Source organism: Alicycliphilus sp. T452 (assembly GCF_054512775.1).
In genome coordinates, this window is the sequence record NZ_JBTNEH010000014.1 from 46693 (window position 1) to 64515 (window position 17823).

General features: G+C 67.1%; 17 protein-coding genes. 12 read left to right on the top strand and 5 right to left on the bottom strand.

The window, feature by feature from the left end:
* Positions 1-165 precede the first annotated feature (165 nt).
* The 10 genes from ACX12L_RS13570 to ACX12L_RS13615 all read left to right on the top strand — a co-directional run bounded on the left by ACX12L_RS13570 (position 166) and on the right by ACX12L_RS13615 (position 12292).
* The gene (locus tag ACX12L_RS13570; RefSeq protein ID WP_459263075.1) at positions 166-2091 is read left to right on the top strand and encodes an AMP-dependent synthetase/ligase; all 1926 of its coding nucleotides are present in this window, start codon (positions 166-168) and stop codon (positions 2089-2091) included.
* 15 nt (positions 2092-2106) lie between these two features.
* Positions 2107-2892 carry an ABC transporter ATP-binding protein gene (locus ACX12L_RS13575; protein WP_459263076.1) on the top strand — a complete coding sequence of 262 codons (786 nt, stop codon included), beginning with the start codon at positions 2107-2109 and terminating at the stop codon, positions 2890-2892.
* Positions 2893-2911: 19 nt separating this feature from the next.
* Positions 2912-3841 carry a branched-chain amino acid ABC transporter permease gene (locus ACX12L_RS13580; protein ID WP_459263077.1) on the top strand — a complete coding sequence of 310 codons (930 nt, stop codon included), beginning with the start codon at positions 2912-2914 and terminating at the stop codon, positions 3839-3841.
* A 15-nt stretch (positions 3842-3856) separates the two neighbouring features.
* A complete protein-coding gene (locus tag ACX12L_RS13585) occupies positions 3857-4933 on the top strand; it encodes a branched-chain amino acid ABC transporter permease (RefSeq protein ID WP_459263078.1) in 1077 nt (358 codons plus the stop codon).
* Positions 4934-5028: 95 nt separating this feature from the next.
* Entirely contained in the window at positions 5029-6348 is a 1320-nt protein-coding gene (locus ACX12L_RS13590) for an ABC transporter substrate-binding protein (RefSeq protein ID WP_459263079.1), read from the top strand.
* Positions 6349-6426: 78 nt separating this feature from the next.
* Positions 6427-7734, top strand: a complete 1308-nt coding sequence (locus ACX12L_RS13595) for an ABC transporter substrate-binding protein (protein WP_459263080.1) — start codon at positions 6427-6429, stop codon at positions 7732-7734.
* Between the two features lie 102 nt (positions 7735-7836).
* Positions 7837-8673: an ABC transporter ATP-binding protein gene (locus ACX12L_RS13600; RefSeq protein WP_459263081.1), complete on the top strand. Its 837-nt coding sequence runs from the start codon at positions 7837-7839 to the stop codon at positions 8671-8673.
* A gap of 84 nt (positions 8674-8757) precedes the next feature.
* Entirely contained in the window at positions 8758-10005 is a 1248-nt protein-coding gene (locus ACX12L_RS13605) for a phenylacetate--CoA ligase family protein (protein WP_459263082.1), read from the top strand.
* A gap of 138 nt (positions 10006-10143) precedes the next feature.
* Entirely contained in the window at positions 10144-11133 is a 990-nt protein-coding gene (locus ACX12L_RS13610; protein ID WP_459263083.1) for a tripartite tricarboxylate transporter substrate-binding protein, read from the top strand.
* 142 nt (positions 11134-11275) lie between these two features.
* Complete coding sequence (locus ACX12L_RS13615; protein ID WP_459263084.1) at positions 11276-12292, top strand: tripartite tricarboxylate transporter substrate binding protein; 1017 nt, start codon at positions 11276-11278, stop codon at positions 12290-12292.
* Positions 12293-12314: 22 nt separating this feature from the next.
* On the opposite strand, the gene ACX12L_RS13620 is transcribed toward ACX12L_RS13615, so the two are convergent.
* Positions 12315-12635 (bottom strand): DUF1840 domain-containing protein, encoded by a 321-nt coding sequence (locus tag ACX12L_RS13620; RefSeq protein WP_459263085.1) that lies wholly within the window; start codon positions 12633-12635, stop codon positions 12315-12317.
* Between the two features lie 20 nt (positions 12636-12655).
* Positions 12656-13951, bottom strand: coding sequence for a class I SAM-dependent methyltransferase (locus tag ACX12L_RS13625; RefSeq protein ID WP_459263086.1), 1296 nt, complete (start codon positions 13949-13951; stop codon positions 12656-12658).
* Between the two features lie 281 nt (positions 13952-14232).
* Between ACX12L_RS13625 and ACX12L_RS13630 the strand changes: the two genes are divergently transcribed.
* A complete protein-coding gene (locus tag ACX12L_RS13630; protein ID WP_013517434.1) occupies positions 14233-14394 on the top strand; it encodes a hypothetical protein in 162 nt (53 codons plus the stop codon).
* A gap of 51 nt (positions 14395-14445) precedes the next feature.
* Here the strand turns inward: ACX12L_RS13630 and ACX12L_RS13635 are convergent, their stop codons facing one another.
* On the bottom strand, positions 14446-15090 hold the full coding sequence (locus tag ACX12L_RS13635; protein ID WP_459263087.1) for a DNA-3-methyladenine glycosylase I: 645 nt from the start codon (positions 15088-15090) through the stop codon (positions 14446-14448).
* A gap of 20 nt (positions 15091-15110) precedes the next feature.
* Here ACX12L_RS13635 and ACX12L_RS13640 point away from each other — a divergent pair, with 20 nt between their 5' ends.
* Positions 15111-16214, top strand: coding sequence for an aminopeptidase (locus tag ACX12L_RS13640; RefSeq protein ID WP_459263088.1), 1104 nt, complete (start codon positions 15111-15113; stop codon positions 16212-16214).
* A 2-nt stretch (positions 16215-16216) separates the two neighbouring features.
* On the opposite strand, the gene ACX12L_RS13645 is transcribed toward ACX12L_RS13640, so the two are convergent.
* Positions 16217-16474, bottom strand: coding sequence for an acyl-CoA-binding protein (locus ACX12L_RS13645; RefSeq protein ID WP_013517431.1), 258 nt, complete (start codon positions 16472-16474; stop codon positions 16217-16219).
* Between the two features lie 57 nt (positions 16475-16531).
* Positions 16532-17737 (bottom strand): M20 aminoacylase family protein, encoded by a 1206-nt coding sequence (locus tag ACX12L_RS13650; protein ID WP_459263089.1) that lies wholly within the window; start codon positions 17735-17737, stop codon positions 16532-16534.
* Between the last annotated feature and the right edge of the window lie 86 nt (positions 17738-17823).

Consider the following 17823-nt stretch of genomic DNA (forward strand, 5'->3'; position numbering starts at 1 on the left):
CCTGCCTCCCCCGAATCAGGGTTTGACCCCTGGGGATTAACCCTTTAAATGTCGTCCTGAAGACAAAATAACGTCAAAGTCGTTCCTAATATCCGCGTCAATCGAGTAGGAGCACGCCACCGCCTTGCGCTCCTTCGCCCTCCACTGATCCTGATAGGAACAGGAATGACGACCACCTTTCCCCAACTACTGCTGCAGCACGCCGCACAGCGCCCGGATGCCCCCGCCCTGCGCGAGAAGGAATACGGCATCTGGCAGACCTGGAGCTGGAAGGCAGCGGCCGCCGAGGTGCGCCTCATGGCCTGCGGCCTGCTGTCGCTGGGCTTTGCCAAGGGCCAGAACCTGGCACTGATCAGCGACAACCGGCCGCATGTGTACATGGGCTTCATCGCCGTGCAGAGCATAGGCGGAGTGCCGATCCCGCTGTACCAGGACGCGGTGGCCAGCGAGATGATCTTCGTCGTCGAGGACGCCGACATCCATTTCGCCTTCGCCGAGAACCAGGAGCAGGTGGACAAGCTGCTGGAGGTGCGCGAGTCCCTGCCCGGCATTTCCCACATCATCTATGACGACCCGCGCGGCCTGCGCAACTACGACCAGCCGGGCCTGATCAGCACCGCCGAGCTGGTGGCCAGGGGCAAGGAATGGGACCAGGCACACCCCGGGGTGTGGGAGTCCATGGTCAGGGAAATCAGTCCCCAGGACGTGTCGGTCATCCTCTACACCTCGGGCACCACGGGCAAGCCCAAGGGCGTGTGCCAGACGCACGCCAGCTTCATCGGCGCGGCCAGGGGCGCGGCCGAGGTGGACAAGCTCGGCCCCAGCGACTGCATCATTTCCTACCTGCCCCCCGCGTGGGTGGGCGACCACCTGTTCTCCCTGGCCCAGTGGCTGGTGGCGGGCTACACCATCAACTGCCCGGAGTCGTCCAGCACGGTGAGCATCGACATGCGCGAGATCGGGCCCACCTACTACTTCGCCCCCCCGCGGGTGTTCGAGGGCATGCTGACCTCGATCCAGATCCGCATGGAAGACGCCGCCGCACCCAAGCGCTGGCTGTTCGAGAAATGCATGGGGCTGGCACGCCGCGTGGGCTCGGACATCCTCGACGGCAAGCCCGTGGGCCTGGTGGACCGTCTGAAGTACCAGCTGAGCGACTTCATGATCTACGGCCCGCTGCGCAACGCCATGGGGCTGTCGCGCATCCGCGTGGCCTACACGGCGGGCGCGGCCATCGGGCCCGACCTGTTCCGCTTCTTCCGCTCCATCGGCATCAACCTCAAGCAGTTCTACGGCCAGACCGAGACCTGCGCCTACGTGTGCCTGCAGCGCGACCGCCAGGTCAACCTGAACACCGTGGGCCAGGCCGCGCCCGGCATCGAGCTGAAGATCGCCGACAACGGCGAGGTGCTGGTCAAGGGCGCGCCGGTGCTCAAGGAATACTACAAGCGCCCGGACGCCACGGCCGAAGTCATCGACGCCGAAGGCTGGTTCCACACCGGGGACGCCGGCGTGATCGACGCCGAGGGCCAGCTGCGCATCATCGACCGCGCCAAGGACGTCGGCAAGACCCTGTCCGGGGCCATGTTCGCGCCCAACTACATCGAGAACAAGCTCAAGTTCTTCTCGTACGTCAAGGAAGCCGTGTGCTTCGGCCACGAGCGCGACAAGGTGTGCGCCTTCATCAACATCGACTTCGAGGCCGTGGGCAACTGGGCCGAGCGCCAGAACCTGCCCTATGCCGGCTATGTGGACCTGGCCTCCAAGGCCAAGGTGCTGGAGCTGATCTCCGACTGCGTGGCCCAGGTCAACGCCGACCTGGCGAGCGAGCCCGGCATGGCCGACACGCAGGTGGCGCGCTTCCTGGTGCTGCACAAGGAGCTGGACCCGGACGACGACGAGCTCACCCGCACCCGCAAGGTGCGCCGCGGCTTCATCGCGCAAAAGTACGGCGTGCTGGTCGATGCCCTGTACTCCGACAAGAAGCAGCAGTACATCGAAACGCAGGTCAAGTTCGAAGACGGCCGTACCGGCAGCGTGAGCGCCACCCTGGCCATCGTGGACGCCAAGATCCACCCCGCCAAAGCCTGATTGGGACGCACAGCCATGACACAGAAAAAGATCGGCGATGTCATCCTCGACATCAAGAACATCAGCCTGCGCTTTGGCGGCGTGAAGGCGCTGACGGACATCTCGTTCAACGTCAAGGAACACGAGATCCGCTCCATCATCGGCCCCAACGGCGCGGGCAAGAGCTCCATGCTCAACTGCATCAACGGGGTGTACTCGCCCTCCGAGGGCTCCATCACCTTCCGCGGCAAGACCTTCGCCCACATGAACAGCCGCCAGGTGGCGGAGATGGGCGTGGCGCGCACCTTTCAGAACCTGGCGCTGTTCAAGGGCATGAGCGTGATCGACAACATCATGTCGGGCCGCAACCTGAAGATCAAAAGCAACCTGCTGCTGCAGGCGCTGCGCATCGGCCCGGCCGGGCGCGAGGAAATCGCGCACCGCGAATTCGTCGAGCACATCATCGACTTCCTGGAAATCCAGGCCTACCGCAAGACCCCCGTGGGCCAGCTGCCCTACGGCCTGCAAAAGCGCGTGGACCTGGGCCGCGCCCTGGCCATGGAGCCGCAGGTGCTGCTGCTCGACGAGCCCATGGCCGGCATGAACGTCGAGGAAAAGCAGGACATGTGCCGCTTCATCCTGGACGTGAACGACGAGTTCGGCACCACCATCGTGCTCATCGAGCACGACATGGGCGTGGTCATGGACATCTCCGACCGGGTCGTCGTGCTGGACTACGGCAAGAAGATCGGCGACGGCGCACCGGACGAGGTGCGCAACAACGAAGACGTCATCCGCGCCTACCTGGGCAGCGGCCACTGAAGACATCGGGAGACGGCAAATGGCATTCTTTCTGGAAACCCTGTTCGGCGGCCTGATGGCGGGCATGCTCTACGCCCTGGTGGCGCTGGGCTTCGTGCTGATCTTCAAGGCCTCGGGCGTGTTCAATTTCGCGCAGGGCGCGATGGTGCTGTTCGCGGCGCTGGCGATGGCGCGCTTCGCGGAATGGATTCCGCAGTGGACCGGCGTGGACAACAAGATCCTCGCCAACGTCGTGGCCTTCGCCCTGGCTGCGGGCGTCATGTTCATCTGCGCCTGGCTCATCGAGCGGCTGGTGCTGCGCCACCTGGTGAACCAGGACGCGGCCACCCTGCTGATGGCCACGCTGGGCATCACCTACCTCCTCGAAGGCGTGGGGCAGACGCTGTTCGGCAGCGAGATCTACAAGATCGACGTGGGCATGCCCAAGGATCCGGTGTTCGTGCTCGAATCCCTGTTCGACGGCGGCGTGATGGTGAACCAGGAGGACGTGATCGCCGCCCTGATCGCCGCCGCGCTGGTGACCGCGCTGTCGGTGTTCTTCCAGAAGACCGGCACGGGCCGCGCGCTGCGCGCCGTGGCCGACGACCACCAGGCCGCCCAATCCATCGGCATTCCATTGAGCCGCATCTGGGTCATCGTCTGGTGCGTGGCCGGTGTCGTGGCCCTGGTGGCCGGGATGATCTGGGGCTCCAAGCTGGGGGTGCAGTTCACGCTGACCACCGTCGCCCTGCGCGCCCTGCCGGTGGTGATCCTGGGCGGCCTGACTTCGGTTCCCGGCGCCATCATCGGCGGCCTGATCATCGGCGTGGGCGAAAAGCTCTCCGAGGTCTACCTCGGCCCCTTCGTGGGCGGCGGCATCGAGATCTGGTTTGCCTACGTGCTGGCCCTGGTGTTCCTGCTGTTCAGGCCGCAGGGTTTGTTTGGCGAGAAGATCATCGACCGCGTGTAAGAGAGGGAAAGCACCATGTTTTATCGTGAGAACGGTCAATTCAAGACCAGCTACCGCGCAGACCAGCAGGTCTTCCCCATCCTGCAGGACAAGGTGGCCATCGGGCTGCTGCTGGCGGCGGCCTTCATCCTGGTGCCCATGCTGGCCACCGACTATTTCTACCTCGCCATCCTGACGCCGCTGGTCATCATGTCGCTGGCCGCGCTGGGGGTGAACATCCTGGTGGGCTACTGCGGCCAGATTTCGCTCGGCTCGGGCGCCTTCATGGCGGTGGGAGCCTACGGCGCCTACAACTTCGTCGCGCGCATTCCCGGCATGCCGTTGATTCCCGCGCTGATCCTGGGCGGCCTGTGCGCCACCTTCTTCGGCATCCTGTTCGGCCTGCCCAGCCTGCGCGTCAAGGGCCTGTACCTGGCCGTGGCCACGCTGGCAGCGCAGTTCTTCAGCGACTGGATGTTCCTGCGCATCAAGTGGTTCACCAACGATTCGCCCTCGGGCTCGGTGTCGGTGAGCAACCTGGAGGTGTTCGGCCTGCCCATCCAGTCGGCCGAGTCCAAGTACCTGTTCTGCCTGGCGGTGCTGGTGATCATCGCCATCCTCGCCAAGAACCTGGTGCGCAGCGCCATCGGCCGCGAGTGGATGGCCATCCGCGACATGGACGTGGCCGCCAGCGTGATCGGCATCCGCCCGATGTATGCCAAGCTCTCTGCCTTCGCCGTCAGCTCCTTCATCGTCGGCGTGGCCGGTGCGCTGTGGGGCTTCGTGCACCTGGGGGCCTGGGAGCCCGCCGCGTTCTCGGTGGACATCTCGTTCAAGCTGCTGTTCATGGTCATCATCGGCGGGATGGGCTCCATCATGGGCAGCTTCTTCGGCGCCGCCTTCATCGTGGTGCTGCCCATCGTGCTGAACCTGCTGCTGCCCGCCATCGCCAACCTGTTCGGCATGCAGATTTCCACCGCCGGCATCTCCCACGCCGAATTCATCATCTTCGGCGCGCTCATCGTCTGGTTCCTGATCGTCGAGCCGCACGGCATCGCCAAGCTGTGGTCCACCGGCAAGCAGAAGATGCGGGTGTGGCCCTTCCCGCACTGATTTTGCTACGTAAAGAGTAGCTCCCAGCGATCGAACAGCAAGCGCCAGAGCGCCGGTCCATCACAACTTTTTCGTTCAGCCCCAAGGAGACATCCATGCAGAGACTCACCCGCCTGGCGCTTGCCGCCACACTGGCTGCCGCAGGCGCAGGCTTCGCCGCCAGCGCCTCGGCGCAGGCCAGCGAGCAGTTCTTTCCGCAACTGACCTACCGCACGGGCGCCTACGCGGCCTACGGCATTCCATGGTCCAACGGCAAGCTGGACTACCTCAAGCTCATCAACACCCGCGACGGCGGCGTCAACGGGGTCAAGCTCACCTACGAAGAGTGCGAAACCGCCTACCTCACCGACCGTGGCGTGGAGTGCTACGAGCGCCTCAAGACCCGCCCCGGCGTGGCCGTGGTCGATCCGCTGGCCACCGGCATCACCTTCGCGCTGACGGAAAAGACCGCCGTGGACAAGATCCCGCTGATGACGCAGGGCTACGGCATGTCGATCTCGCAGGACGGCACCGCCTTCCCGTGGAACTTCCCCTTCCTGGGCAGCTACTGGACCGCCACGGACATCCTGATCCAGCACCTGGGCAAGCAGGTCGGCGGTCTGGACAAGCTCAAGGGCAAGAAGATTGCCTACGTGTACCACGACAGCCCTTACGGCAAGGACGCCATTCCACTGCTGGAAAAGCGCGCGCAGATGCACGGCTTCATCCTGCAGATGATGCCCGTGACGGCGCCCGGCGTGGAGCAGAAGTCCACCTGGCTGCAGGTGCGCCAGAACCGCCCCGACTTCCTGCTGCTGTGGGGCTGGGGCGTGATGAACAGCACGGCGCTCAAGGAAGCGCAGGCCACGGGCTTCCCGCGCGAGAAGATGTACAGCATCTGGTGGGGCGGCACCGAGCCGGCCGTGCGTGACGTGGGCGACAGCGCCAAGGGCTTCAACGCGCTCTCGCTCTTCACCCATGGCGCCAAGTCCAAGGTGATGCAGGACGTACTCAAAATCGTGCACGACGCCAAGCAGGGCACCGGCCCGCGCGACGAAGTCGGCACCGTGCTCTACGTACACGGCATGATCACGCAGATGCTGGCCGTGGAGGCCGTGCGCACGGCGCAGGAAAAATTCGGCAAGGGCAAGGTCATGACCGGCGAGCAGGTGCGCTGGGGCATGGAAAACCTCAAGCTCGACGCCAAGCGCCTGAAGGAGCTGGGCTTCGAGGGCGTGATGCAGCCCTTCGCCACGAGCTGCTCCAACCACATGGGCTCCAGCGCCGCGCGCGTGTACGCCTGGGACGGCAAGGACTGGAAATACACCTCCGACTGGTACCAGGCCGACGCCAAGGTGCTCGACCCGCTCATCAAGGAGCACGGCGACAAGTACCTGGCCGACAAAAAGATCGCCCGCCGCACCGACTGCAAGTAAGCTAGGTCGCGTGGCCTGCACACGCCGCTGTGCAAGCCATGCGCCCGCAGTAATTCAAGCCACAACCAGGAGACACGCATGAAACTTCACCGTCTGACCGCAGCCGCCGCACTCGCCTTGGCGGGCATGGGCCTTGCCGCCAGCGCCTCGGCGCAGGCCCAGGAGCAATTCGTCCCGCTGCTGTCCTACCGCACCGGCCAGTTCGCCCCCCTGGGCATCCCATGGGCCGACGGCAAGCTGGACTATCTCAAGCTCGTCAATGCCAAGGGCGGCATCAACGGCGTGAAACTCGCCTTCGAGGAGTGCGAGACCGCCTACGACACCAGCCGGGGCGTGGAATGCTACGAACGCCTCAAGGGCAAGGGCGGCGGCGCCGTGGGCTTCGACACCCAGTCCACCGGCATCACCTTCGCCGTATCGGAAAAGGCGCCCATCGACAAGGTCTCCGTCATCACGCCCGGCTACGGCCTGTCGCAGTCGGTGGACGGCAAGGTGTTCGAGTGGAACTTCCCGCTGCTGGGCACCTACTGGACGGCGGCCGACGCCATCACCCAGGACATCCTGAAGAAGGAGAAGGGCAACCTCAAGGGCAAGAAGATTGCCCTGATCTACCACGACTCGCCCTACGGCAAGGAGCCGATCCCGCTGCTGGAAAAGCGCGCCGCCAAGGAAGGCTTCGAGCTGATCAAGCTGCCGGTCACCGCGCCCGGCGTGGAGCAGAAGGCCACCTGGCTGCAGGTGCGCCAGAACCGCCCCGACTACGTGATCCTGTGGTCCGCCGGCGTGATGACGCCCACCGCCATCCGCGAAGCGCAGGCCACCGGCTTTGCGCGCGAGAAGATGTACGCCATCTGGTGGGGCGGCTCGGACCATGACGTGAAGGGCATCGACGGCGCCAAGGGCTACAACACCGTCACCATCCACAACACCGCCGAGCGCGACAAGGTGCACGACGAAGTCAAGGCCATGCTCTACGACAAGGGCCAGGGCTCCGCCGGCGACGCGAAGGAACTGGGCGCCCTCGCCCACACGCGCGGCATGATGATCGCCATGCTGCAGGTCGAAGGCATCCGCACCGCGCAAGAGAAATTCGGCAAGGGCAAGCTCATGACGCCGGAGCAGGTGCGCTGGGGCCTCGAAAACCTGAACCTCACGCAGGAGCGCCTGAACGAGCTGGGCTTCGGCAAGATGCTGCGCCCCTTCAAGACCAGCTGCGAAAACCACCTGGGCGCCGACTGGGCGCGCGTCGCGCAGTGGAACGGCAGCAAGTGGGTCGTGGTCTCCGACTGGTACCAGGCCGACAAGTCGCTGATCGATCCGCTGGTCAAGGAGTACGCGGAGAAGTACGCCAAGGACAAGAACATCAAGGTCCGCACCTGCAACTGATCTGCCAACCAGCAAACCCGGCGGAATCCGCGCCCCGTGCCACGCAATGTGGCGCGGATTCCCCACGGGCCGTCATTCCTTTTGATGAGCAACGGTGAAACCATGACCGACACCCGAACCGCCACCACCCCCAACCCTGCCCCGCCCGTGCTCGTGGTCAACGGCATCGAAGTCATCTACAACCATGTGATCCTGGTGCTCAAGGGCGTGTCGCTGCAGCTGCACGAAAAAGGCATCGTCGCCCTGCTCGGCGGCAACGGCGCGGGCAAGACCACCACCCTGCGCGCCATCTCCAACCTGCTCAAGGGCGAGCGCGGCGAAGTCACCAAGGGCAGCATCGAGCTGCGCGGCGAACCCATTCAAAACCTCTCGCCCTCGGACATGGTCAAGCGCGGCGTGGTGCAGGTGATGGAGGGGCGCCACTGCTTCGCCCACCTGACCATCGAGGAAAACCTGCTCACCGGCAGCTACACCCGCACCGACAAGGGCGAGATCGCAGCCAACCTGGAGAAGGTGTACACCTACTTCCCGCGCCTGAAGACGCGCCAGAAAAGCCAGGCCGCCTACACCTCGGGCGGCGAGCAGCAGATGTGCGCCATTGGCCGCGCCATCATGAGCAACCCCAGCATCGTGCTGCTCGACGAACCCTCCATGGGCCTGGCGCCGCAGATCGTGGAAGAGGTGTTCCACATCGTCAAGGACCTGAACCATAAAGAAGGCACCACCTTCCTGCTGGCCGAGCAGAACACCAACATGGCGCTCAAATATTCCGACTACGGCTACATCATGGAAAGCGGCCGCATCGTGATGGACGGCTCTGCCTCCGACCTGGCCAGCAACGAGGACGTGAAGGAGTTCTACCTCGGCGTGGGCGGCGGCGAGCGCAAGAGCTTCAAGGACGTGAAGAGCTACAAGCGCCGCAAGCGCTGGCTCGCATGATTCATTTTTCATAGCTGCTGGCGCTTGTCCAGCCTGCGCTTGCAGCATGTTCGACTAAAATCCACACGCATAGGAAAGCATGGCATGAGTCCGTTCTACGACGCCCTGGAAACCCGCTCTCCGGCAGAGCGCGAAGCCGCCCTCATGGCCGCACTGCCGCGCCAGATCGCCCACGCCCAGCAGGCCAGCCCCGCATTCGCCAGCATCCTGGCCGGCGTGGATGCCGCCTCCATCGCCAGCCGCGCCGCCCTGGCGCGGCTGCCCGTGACACGCAAGCACGAACTGCTGGAGCGCCAGCAGGCCGAGCGCGCGCACGGCCCCTTCGGCGGCTTTGCCGGCATCGGCTTTGGCGCCGCCATGCCGCGCGTGTTCGCCAGCCCCGGCCCGATCTACGAACCCGAGGGCGCGCGCCCCGACTACTGGCGCATGGCCCGCGCCCTGTACGCCGCGGGCTTTCGCGCCGGCGACCTGGCGCACAACTGCTTTTCCTACCACTTCGTGCCCGCCGGCTCGATGATGGAGACGGCCGCCCACGCCCTGGGCTGCACCGTGTTTCCGGGCGGCACGGGCCAGACCGAGCAGCAGGTGCAGGCCATGGCCGAGCTCAGGCCCGCGGGCTACATCGGCACGCCCAGCTTTTTGAAGATCATCCTGGAGAAGGCCGCCGAGATGCAGGTGGCGCTGCCCAGCGTGACCAAGGCCCTGTTCTCGGCCGAGGCCTTCCCGCCCTCGCTGCGCGACTGGTTCGCCGAGCGGGGCGTGACGGGCTACCAGTGCTACGGCACTGCCGACCTGGGCCTGATCGCCTACGAGACCGAGGCGCGCGAGGGCCTGGTGCTCGACGAGGGCGTGGTCGTCGAGATCGTGCGCCCCGGCACGGGCGACCCCGTGCCCGAGGGCGAGGTAGGCGAACTGGTCGTGACCACGCTCAACCCCGACTACCCACTGATCCGCTTCGGCACCGGCGACCTGTCGGCCGTGCTGCCCGGCGCCTGCCCCACGGGCCGCACCAACACCCGCATCAAGGGCTGGCTGGGCCGCGCAGACCAGACCACCAAGGTACGCGGCATGTTCGTGCACCCGGGCCAGGTGGCAGCCGTCGCCAAGCGCTTTCCGCAGGTGCAGCGCGCGCGCCTGGTGGTCAGCGGCGAGATGGCCAACGACCAGATGGTGCTGCAGGTCGAAACCACCGAGACCGCCGCCGGCCTGGCGCAGCTGCTGGCCGAGGCGCTGCGCGAGGTCACCAAGCTGCGCGGCGAGGTGCAGATGCTGCCGCCGGGAAGCCTGCCCAACGACGGCAAGGTCATCGAGGACGCGCGCAGTTATCGCTGACGTCCCGAGGCGCTTTGCGCCTTCCCCCTTCTCTCGTGCTGCGCGTGGGAAAGGGGACGCGCCAGTGCCGCGGGGCGGCCCTTGCACGGCGGGCGCCACGCGACCTCTCTATCATTGCGTTTTTTCTCAAGGAGCATCATGAACCACCCCTTCAAGCTCGCCCTGGGCGCGGCCACCATCCTGGCCGCCTTCGGCGTCTCCGCCCAGACCTATCCGGCAGCCGGCAAGACCATCACCATCGTCGTGCCCTTCACCGCGGGCGGCCCCACCGACCGCGTGGCGCGCGACCTGGCCGAGGCGCTGCGCAAGCCCCTGGGCGGCGCCACCATCGTCGTGGACAACACGGCCGGCGCCGGCAGCTCGATCGGCATGGCCAAGGTGGCGCGCGCCACGCCGGACGGCTACACGCTGCTGCTCAACCACATCGGCATGGCCACCGTGCCCAGCATGTACCGCAAGCTGCCCTTCAACGTCGAGAACGACTTCGAGTACCTGGGCATCATCAACGACGTGCCCATGACGCTGATCGGCAAGCCCACGCTGCCGGCCAACAACTACAAGGAACTGACGGCCTGGATCGCCGCCAACAAGGGCAAGGTCAACCTGGCCAACGCCGGGCTGGGATCGGCCTCGCACCTGTGCGGCCTGATGTTCCAGAGCGCGCTCCAGACCGAGATGACGCCCGTGCCCTACAAGGGCGCCGCGCCCGCCATCGCCGACCTGATGGGCAACCAGGTGGACCTGCTGTGCGACCAGACCACCAACACCACCAGCCAGATCGAGGCCAAGAAGGTCAAGGCCTACGCCGTGACCACGCCCAAGCGCCTGGCAACGCCCGCGCTCAAGGACCTGCCCACGCTGCAGGAGCTGGGCCTGAAGGACTTCCAGGTCACGATCTGGCACGGCCTGTACGCACCCAAGGGCACGCCCGCGGCCGTGGTCAAGACCATCAACGACGCGCTGAAGGTCGCGCTCAAGGACCCGCAGTTCGTCAAGAACGAGGAGGCCCTGGGCGCCGTGATCACCACCGACAAGCGCCTCGAACCCGCCGAGCACAAGAAGTTCGTGCAGTCCGAGACCGCCAAGTGGGGCGCGGTCATCAAGGCCGCCGGCTCCTACGCGGATTGATCCCGCCCCGCAGGCAGGCCCTCCAAAGCCCGGTGCCCATGCACCGGGCTTTTTTATTGGGCCATTGCGGGCAATCCTGCGGCCCATGCGCGCCCCTGCCGGCCTACAAACGGTGCTTTCTTCACATTCCCCGGGAGAACGCATGCACATCGACACCCCACGCCGCCAGTCACTGCGCGCCATTGCCGCCGCCTTCGCCCTGGGCCTGGGCGCCGCCGGCGCCGCGCAAGCCCAGGCCCATTGGCCCACCAAGCCCGTGCGCATCGTCGTGCCCTTTGCGGCCGGCGGCACCACCGACATCCTGGCGCGCGCCATCGCGCCGGAGCTGGGCAAGGCCTTCGGCCAGCAGTTCATCGTGGACAACCGCGGCGGCGCGGGCGGCAACATCGGCGCGGAGCTGGTGGCCAAGTCGGCGGGCGACGGCTACACGCTGCTCATGGGCACGGTGGGCACGCACGGCATCAACCGCGCGCTGTACGCCAGGCTGCCCTACGACCCGATCAAGGACTTCGCGCCCATCACGCTGGTGGCCTCGGTGCCCAACGTCATGGTCATGAACACCGAGAAGGCGCGCGCCCTGGGCATCGGCAATGTGCAGGACTTCATACGCTACGCCAAGGCCAATCCGGGCAAGCTCAACATGGCCTCGAGCGGCAACGGCACCTCCATCCACCTGGCGGGCGAGCTGTTCAAGACCATGACCGGCACCTTCATGCTGCACATGCCCTACCGCGGCTCGGCCCCGGCGCTGCTGGACATGGTGGGCGGCAACATGGACGTGATGTTCGACAACCTGCCCTCGTCCATGGCGCACATCAAGGGGGGCAAGCTCAAGGCGCTGGCCGTGACCAGCGCCCAGCGCTCGGCCGCGCTGCCCGACGTGCCCACGGTGGAAGAGGCCGGCGGCCCCGCGCTCAAGGGCTTCGAGGCCAGCTCCTGGTTCGGCCTGCTCGCGCCCGCGGGCACGCCGCCCGACGTGGTGCAGCGCCTGCAGCAGGAGGTGGCCAAGGCGCTCGCCTCGCCGGCCGTGAAGGAGCGGCTGCTGGCCCAGGGCGCCATCCCGGGCGGCAACACGCCGGCCGAATTCGCCGGCCTGATCGATAGCGAGCACCGCAAGTGGGCGCAGGTGGTCAAGGCCTCGGGCGCCAAGGTGGACTGACCCGCGCGCCCGGGGGCGCCGCTCACCAGACCACGTCGTGGTCTTCGGCGGCGCTGCGGCGCAGCATGTCGATGAACGGCGCCGCGCGCTGGCGCAGCCGCACGGTGTCGCGCGGGGGCTGCTGCCCGTCGCCGGCGTCTTCCGCCTCCTCGGCGGGTGCGCCGGCATTCGCCTCGTCGGCGACCACGGCAGCCTCCAGGGCGGCGATGGCGGCGGGGATCTGCGCTGCGGTCACGATGCCGTGGGGGTCGGGGGCCTTGCCGATGATTTCCAGCAGCTGCCGGCCATTGGGCTCGAGCATGATGAGGTCGGCCGTGGCGCGGGATTTGAATTTGAAGAGCATCTGAATATCCAGGAAAAAAATCAGGGCGCGGCACGCGCCGCAGCCCCATCTTCGTACATGTAGGCGCGGTTGAAAGGATAGTCCGACTGCGCGCCCGCGAGTACCCCTGCCGCGACCTCGCCCGTGGGGCGCGCGGCCAGTATCTGGTGCAGCGCGATCCAGCCATGCTCGAACGCCAGCGCGCAGCCCGCCAGGTAGAGGCGGTAGGCGCGCAGGGCCTTCTCGCCCTGCTCCTGGCCATGCTGGTCCACGAGGATGCGGCGCGCATCATGGAGCTGCGCCTCCAGCGCATCCGACCAGGCCCACAGCGTGCGCGCGTAGTGCGGGCGCAGGTTTTCCGTATCCACCATTTCCAGTCCGGCGCGTGCCATCTCCTGCAAGGCCCGGCTCACGTGCATCAGCTCGCCGCCGGGGAAGATGTAGCGCTCGATGAAGTCGCCCAGGCCGGCGCCCAGGCCGGCGGCGTTGTCCAGCCCGCCGGCCGTGATGCCGTGGTTCATCAGCAGGCCGCCGGGGCGCAGCAGGCGGTGCACGGTGGCGAAGTAATGCCCCATCTGCGCATGGCCCACATGCTCGAACATGCCGACCGACGCGATCTTGTCGAAGGGCTCGGGCACCTGCAGCACGCGGTAGTCGAGCAGCTGCATGCGCACCCGGCCCTGCAGGCCGCGCTCCTCGATGAGCCGCTGCACGTGGGCATGCTGGTTGCGCGACAGGGTGATGCCCGTGGCGTCCACGCCGTAATGCTCGGCGGCCCACAGCAGCAGGCCGCCCCAGCCCGCGCCCACGTCCAAGAAGCGCTCGCCGGGGCGCAGCATGAGCTTCCTGCAGATGTGGTCGAGCTTGGCCTCCTGCGCCTGGGCCAGGGTCATGCCGTCCGCGCGGAAATAGGCACAGGAATAGACGCGCCGCGGGTCCAGCCACAGGGCGTAGAAATCGTCGGAAAGGTCGTAGTGGTATTGGATGTGCTGCGCGTCCCGGGTCCGCGTGTGGGCGGCCATGGAGCGTGCGCGCAGCAGCACGCGCCGCCACCACTTGACCTGTTCGTCGCGCGCCGGATCGAAGCGCAGCATGGCCGCCGCCGCCGCCATGAGCTGGCGCATGCTGCCCTCCAGCGCCACGCGGCCCTCGACGATGGCCGCGCCCACGTTGCCGATCTCGCCCATGGCCAGCGCCACGACCGCCATGCGGTCGCGAAAGCGCAGGCGCAGGTCGGCATTGGCATTGCCCAGGCGCAGGCCGCCGGGCAGTTCCACGGCGATGCCGACCGGCGACAGCGCCAGGCTGGACTCCAGGGAATTGAGCAGATGCTTCATGACATGCCCTCCTACCTTTTCGGCAAACGCGATTCTTGGAGACTGCGCGCGGCCCCGTCAATCGGCCAAGGCCGACACGAGGGTGCAGCCCCGGCCGAAAGCGCGCGGCCCCGCATGAGGGTAGGTCGCAATGCGGCATACGTCAAATCGGCGTTAATCGCTTTCCCATAAATCGCTTTCAGCTACTTTATTGGGAGCATGGAGGCCGTCTATAGGCCAGGGGGTCCCACGGGTATGGCCTAATAGGGGGTTTTCACCGTTCATTCATTGCAGGAGCCATCATGGGCAACAAAATCGTCACCGAAGCCGATCGCAAGCGCACCCCCCGTCCCACCCCCATGCCCGGCATGCCCGTGGCCACGCATGGCCGCGGCCAGCGCGTGAGCCTGGAGCGCGGCACGGCCACGCGCAGCAAGAAGAATCCTGGCAAGCGCCACGGCTGATTCGCCGCCACCCGGTGGCAACGCGGGCAGCCCTCCTTGGAGGGCTGTTTTTCATTGGGGCGGGGCAAATGCGGCCCGCGCCGCCTGCGCCGCGGCGCGCGCGCCGCAGCCCTCGATGTGGTCGTTGACCAGCCCCATGGCCTGCATGAAGGCGTACATGGTCGTGGGGCCGACGAAGCTGAAGCCCCGTTTCTTCAGGTCCTTGGACAGCGCCGCCGACGCCGCGCTGGTCGTGAGTGCGCGCACGGCTTCGAGCGTCATGCGCCCGGGCCTGTCCTGCGCGGCCTGCGGCGCATAGCGCCAGACGTAGGCGGCCAGCGAGCCGAACTCGCCGCGCAGTTCGAGCACGCGCCGCGCGTTGTTGATGGCCGATTCGATCTTGCCGCGGTGGCGCACGATGGCCGCATCGCCCATCAGGCGCTCGACCTCGGCCGGGCCGAAGCGCGCCAGCTCCTCGGCCTCGAAGTTCGCCATCGCCGCGCGGAAGGCCTCGCGCTTGTTCAGGATGGTGATCCAGGACAGGCCCGCCTGGAAGCCCTCCAGGCAGAGCTTCTCGAACAGGCGGCGCTCGTCCGCCACGGGAAAGCCCCATTCATGGTCGTGGTAGTGGCGGTACAGCGGCGAGGCGCGGCACCAGAAGCAGCGCGCGTGGCCGCCGTCGTCGGTGAACAGGCCTGTGTCGGTGGTGTCTGGCATGGCGGTATTCTGCAACCGTCATGCAACGCATCGCCTCATCACTCCTCATCCCGCTGCTCGCCCTGCTTCTCTCGGGCTGCGCGCATTCGGGCGGCACGCCCGGCTACTACTGGCAGTCGCTGCGCGGGCATCTGGCGCTGCTGCAGGCGGCCCGCCCCGTGCAGGAATGGATCGACAGCCCGGACACCCCGGCGCCGCTGCGCGCGCGGCTGGAGCTGGCCCGGAAGGCGCGCGCCTTCGCCGTCACCGACCTGGCCCTGCCCGACAACGCCAGCTACCGGCGCTACGCGCGCCTGGACCGCAGCGCGGCCGTGTGGAACGTGGTGGCGGCCGGGCCCTACTCGCTTGAGCTCCACCGCTGGTGCTTTCCCGTCACCGGCTGCATAGGCTACCGCGGCTACTTCGACGAGGCCGACGCCCGCGCCGAAGCCGCCCGGCTGGCCGCCACGGGGCTGGAGGTGAACGTATACGGCGTGCCCGCCTATTCCACGCTGGGCTACAGCAACTGGCTGGGCGGCGATCCGCTGCTGTCCACCTTCATCGCCTGGCCCGAGGGAGACTTCGTGCGCCTGCTGTTCCACGAGCTGGCGCACCAGCAGGTCTACGCCGAGGGCGACACGGCGTTCAACGAGTCCTACGCCACGGCCGTGGAGCGCCTGGGCGTGCAGCGCTGGCTGGAGCGGCATGCCACGCCCGCGGTGCGCGCGCAGTTCTCCGCCAGCGAGCAGCGTCGCGCGCAGTTCCGCGCCCTCACGCGCGCCACGCGCGAGCGCCTGGCGGCCATTTATGAGCAAAATAGCGATACAACGCCAGGCCACACTACCCTTGCAGCTATGAAATCGGAAGCAATGCGGCAATTCCATGCCGACTATGCGCTGCTGCGCTCGCGCTGGCTGGCGGCGCACACGCCGCCCGCGCAGCTGGCGCCCCTGGACCAGTGGGTGCGCGAAGCCAACAACGCCAGCTTCGCGGCGCAGGGCGCCTACGACGACCTGGTGCCGGCCTTCGTGGCGCTGTTCGAGCGCGAGGGGCGCGACTGGCCGCGCTTTCATGCGGCCGTCCGGGCCCTGGCGAAGATGCCGCAGCCCGGGCGCGAGGAGGCGCTCAAGGCGCTGGCCGGCTGACCTCAGCCGCGCAGCGATTCGATGAGGTCGATGTACTGCTGCTTGGCCGCGTCGCTGGCCGTGCCCTTGAGCTTTTCCCAGGCGTCCCATTTGGCGCGGCCCACGATGTCGGAGAAGCTCGGCTTCTTCTCGGCGTTGTCGCCCGCCGTGGCCTGCTTGTACAGGGCGTAGATCTTCAGCAGCGTGGGGTTGTCGGGGCGCTCGGTCAGCAGCTTGGAGTTGGCGACGGCGGCCTCGAAGGCGGCGTTCAGGTCGGACATGCGGGTCTCCTAATCAAAAACCCGCAGTGTAGCCAACATACGAACGACCGTTCTTTTTTATGCCGCCGGCTGCGCCAGCCACTGGCGCGCCAGCTCCACCCAGTAGGTGCCGCCCAGCGGGATCAGCGCGTCGTTGAAGTCGTAGCTCGGGTTGTGCAGCGTGCACGGGCCGGCGCCATGGCCCATGTCGCGGTGGCCGCCGTCGCCGTTGGCGATGAAGACGTAGGCGCCCGGCTTGGCCTGCAGCATGAAGGAGAAGTCCTCGGCCCCGCCCGTGGGCTCCTGCGGCAGCACCTTGTCCTCGCCCACGATGCCGGCCATCACCCGGCGCGCGAACTCCGCCTCGGCCGCGGAGTTCACCGTGGGCGGGTAGTTGCGCAGGAACCCGAACTCGCACGTGGCCTCGAACGCCGCGCAGGTGTGTTCGGCCACCTGGCGCATGCGCCGCTCGATCATGTCCAGCAGCTCGATGGAGAAAGTGCGCACCGTGCCCTGCAGCACGCAGAAGTCGGGCACCACGTTGGTGGCCTCGCCCGCCTGGATCATGGTGACGGAGATCACGCCGGCCTCGATGGGCTTCTTGTTGCGGCTGATGATGGTCTGGAAAGCCTGCACCATCTGGCAGGCCACTGGCACGGGGTCTATGCCCAGGTGCGGCATGGCCCCATGGCTGCCCTTGCCATGGATGGTGATCTTGAACTCGTTGCTCGACGCCATCACCGGCCCGGGGCTCACGGCGAAGCTGCCCGCGGGCATGCCGGGCCAGTTGTGCATGCCGAACACGGCCTGCATGGGGAAGCGCTCGAACAGGCCGTCCTTGATCATCTCGCGCGCGCCGCCGCCGCCCTCCTCGGCCGGCTGGAAGATCAGGTACACCGTGCCGTCGAAGTCGCGGTGCCTGGCGAAATACTGCGCCGCCGCCAGCAGCATGGCCGTGTGGCCGTCATGGCCGCAGGCGTGCATCTTGCCCGCATGCCGGCTGGCGTGGGCGAAGGTGTTGAACTCCTGCATGGGCAGGGCGTCGATGTCGGCGCGCAGGCCCACGGCGCGGCCGCAGGCGCCGCCGTCGCGCCCGTGCACGATGCCCACCACGCCCGTGGTGCCCAGGCCGCGGTGGATGGGGATGCCCCACTCGGTCAGCTGGGCCGCGATCACGTCGGCCGTGCGTTCCTCCTTGAAGCACAGCTCGGGGTGGGCATGGATGTCGCGCCGCACGGCGGCGATGGCGGGGGCTGCTGCGGCGATGGCGTCTAGGATTTTCATGATGTTCGGAGCCGGTTTTCCTTGGAGCGCCACAGTCTAGCCCGGCCCGCAATGCCTGCCAAACCCGGCGCCGCATGGCCCTGCGA

Bases quoted from the DNA above. Each gene is read 5' to 3' on its own strand.
- ACX12L_RS13570 (WP_459263075.1), top strand. From the start codon at position 166: ATGACGACCACCTTTCCCCAACTACTGCTGCAGCACGCCGCACAGCGC.
- ACX12L_RS13575 (WP_459263076.1), top strand. From the start codon at position 2,107: ATGACACAGAAAAAGATCGGCGATGTCATCCTCGACATCAAGAACATC.
- ACX12L_RS13580 (WP_459263077.1), top strand. From the start codon at position 2,912: ATGGCATTCTTTCTGGAAACCCTGTTCGGCGGCCTGATGGCGGGCATG.
- ACX12L_RS13585 (WP_459263078.1), top strand. From the start codon at position 3,857: ATGTTTTATCGTGAGAACGGTCAATTCAAGACCAGCTACCGCGCAGAC.
- ACX12L_RS13590 (WP_459263079.1), top strand. From the start codon at position 5,029: ATGCAGAGACTCACCCGCCTGGCGCTTGCCGCCACACTGGCTGCCGCA.
- ACX12L_RS13595 (WP_459263080.1), top strand. From the start codon at position 6,427: ATGAAACTTCACCGTCTGACCGCAGCCGCCGCACTCGCCTTGGCGGGC.
- ACX12L_RS13600 (WP_459263081.1), top strand. From the start codon at position 7,837: ATGACCGACACCCGAACCGCCACCACCCCCAACCCTGCCCCGCCCGTG.
- ACX12L_RS13605 (WP_459263082.1), top strand. From the start codon at position 8,758: ATGAGTCCGTTCTACGACGCCCTGGAAACCCGCTCTCCGGCAGAGCGC.
- ACX12L_RS13610 (WP_459263083.1), top strand. From the start codon at position 10,144: ATGAACCACCCCTTCAAGCTCGCCCTGGGCGCGGCCACCATCCTGGCC.
- ACX12L_RS13615 (WP_459263084.1), top strand. From the start codon at position 11,276: ATGCACATCGACACCCCACGCCGCCAGTCACTGCGCGCCATTGCCGCC.
- ACX12L_RS13620 (WP_459263085.1), bottom strand. From the start codon at position 12,635: ATGCTCTTCAAATTCAAATCCCGCGCCACGGCCGACCTCATCATGCTC.
- ACX12L_RS13625 (WP_459263086.1), bottom strand. From the start codon at position 13,951: ATGAAGCATCTGCTCAATTCCCTGGAGTCCAGCCTGGCGCTGTCGCCG.
- ACX12L_RS13630 (WP_013517434.1), top strand. From the start codon at position 14,233: ATGGGCAACAAAATCGTCACCGAAGCCGATCGCAAGCGCACCCCCCGT.
- ACX12L_RS13635 (WP_459263087.1), bottom strand. From the start codon at position 15,090: ATGCCAGACACCACCGACACAGGCCTGTTCACCGACGACGGCGGCCAC.
- ACX12L_RS13640 (WP_459263088.1), top strand. From the start codon at position 15,111: ATGCAACGCATCGCCTCATCACTCCTCATCCCGCTGCTCGCCCTGCTT.
- ACX12L_RS13645 (WP_013517431.1), bottom strand. From the start codon at position 16,474: ATGTCCGACCTGAACGCCGCCTTCGAGGCCGCCGTCGCCAACTCCAAG.
- ACX12L_RS13650 (WP_459263089.1), bottom strand. From the start codon at position 17,737: ATGAAAATCCTAGACGCCATCGCCGCAGCAGCCCCCGCCATCGCCGCC.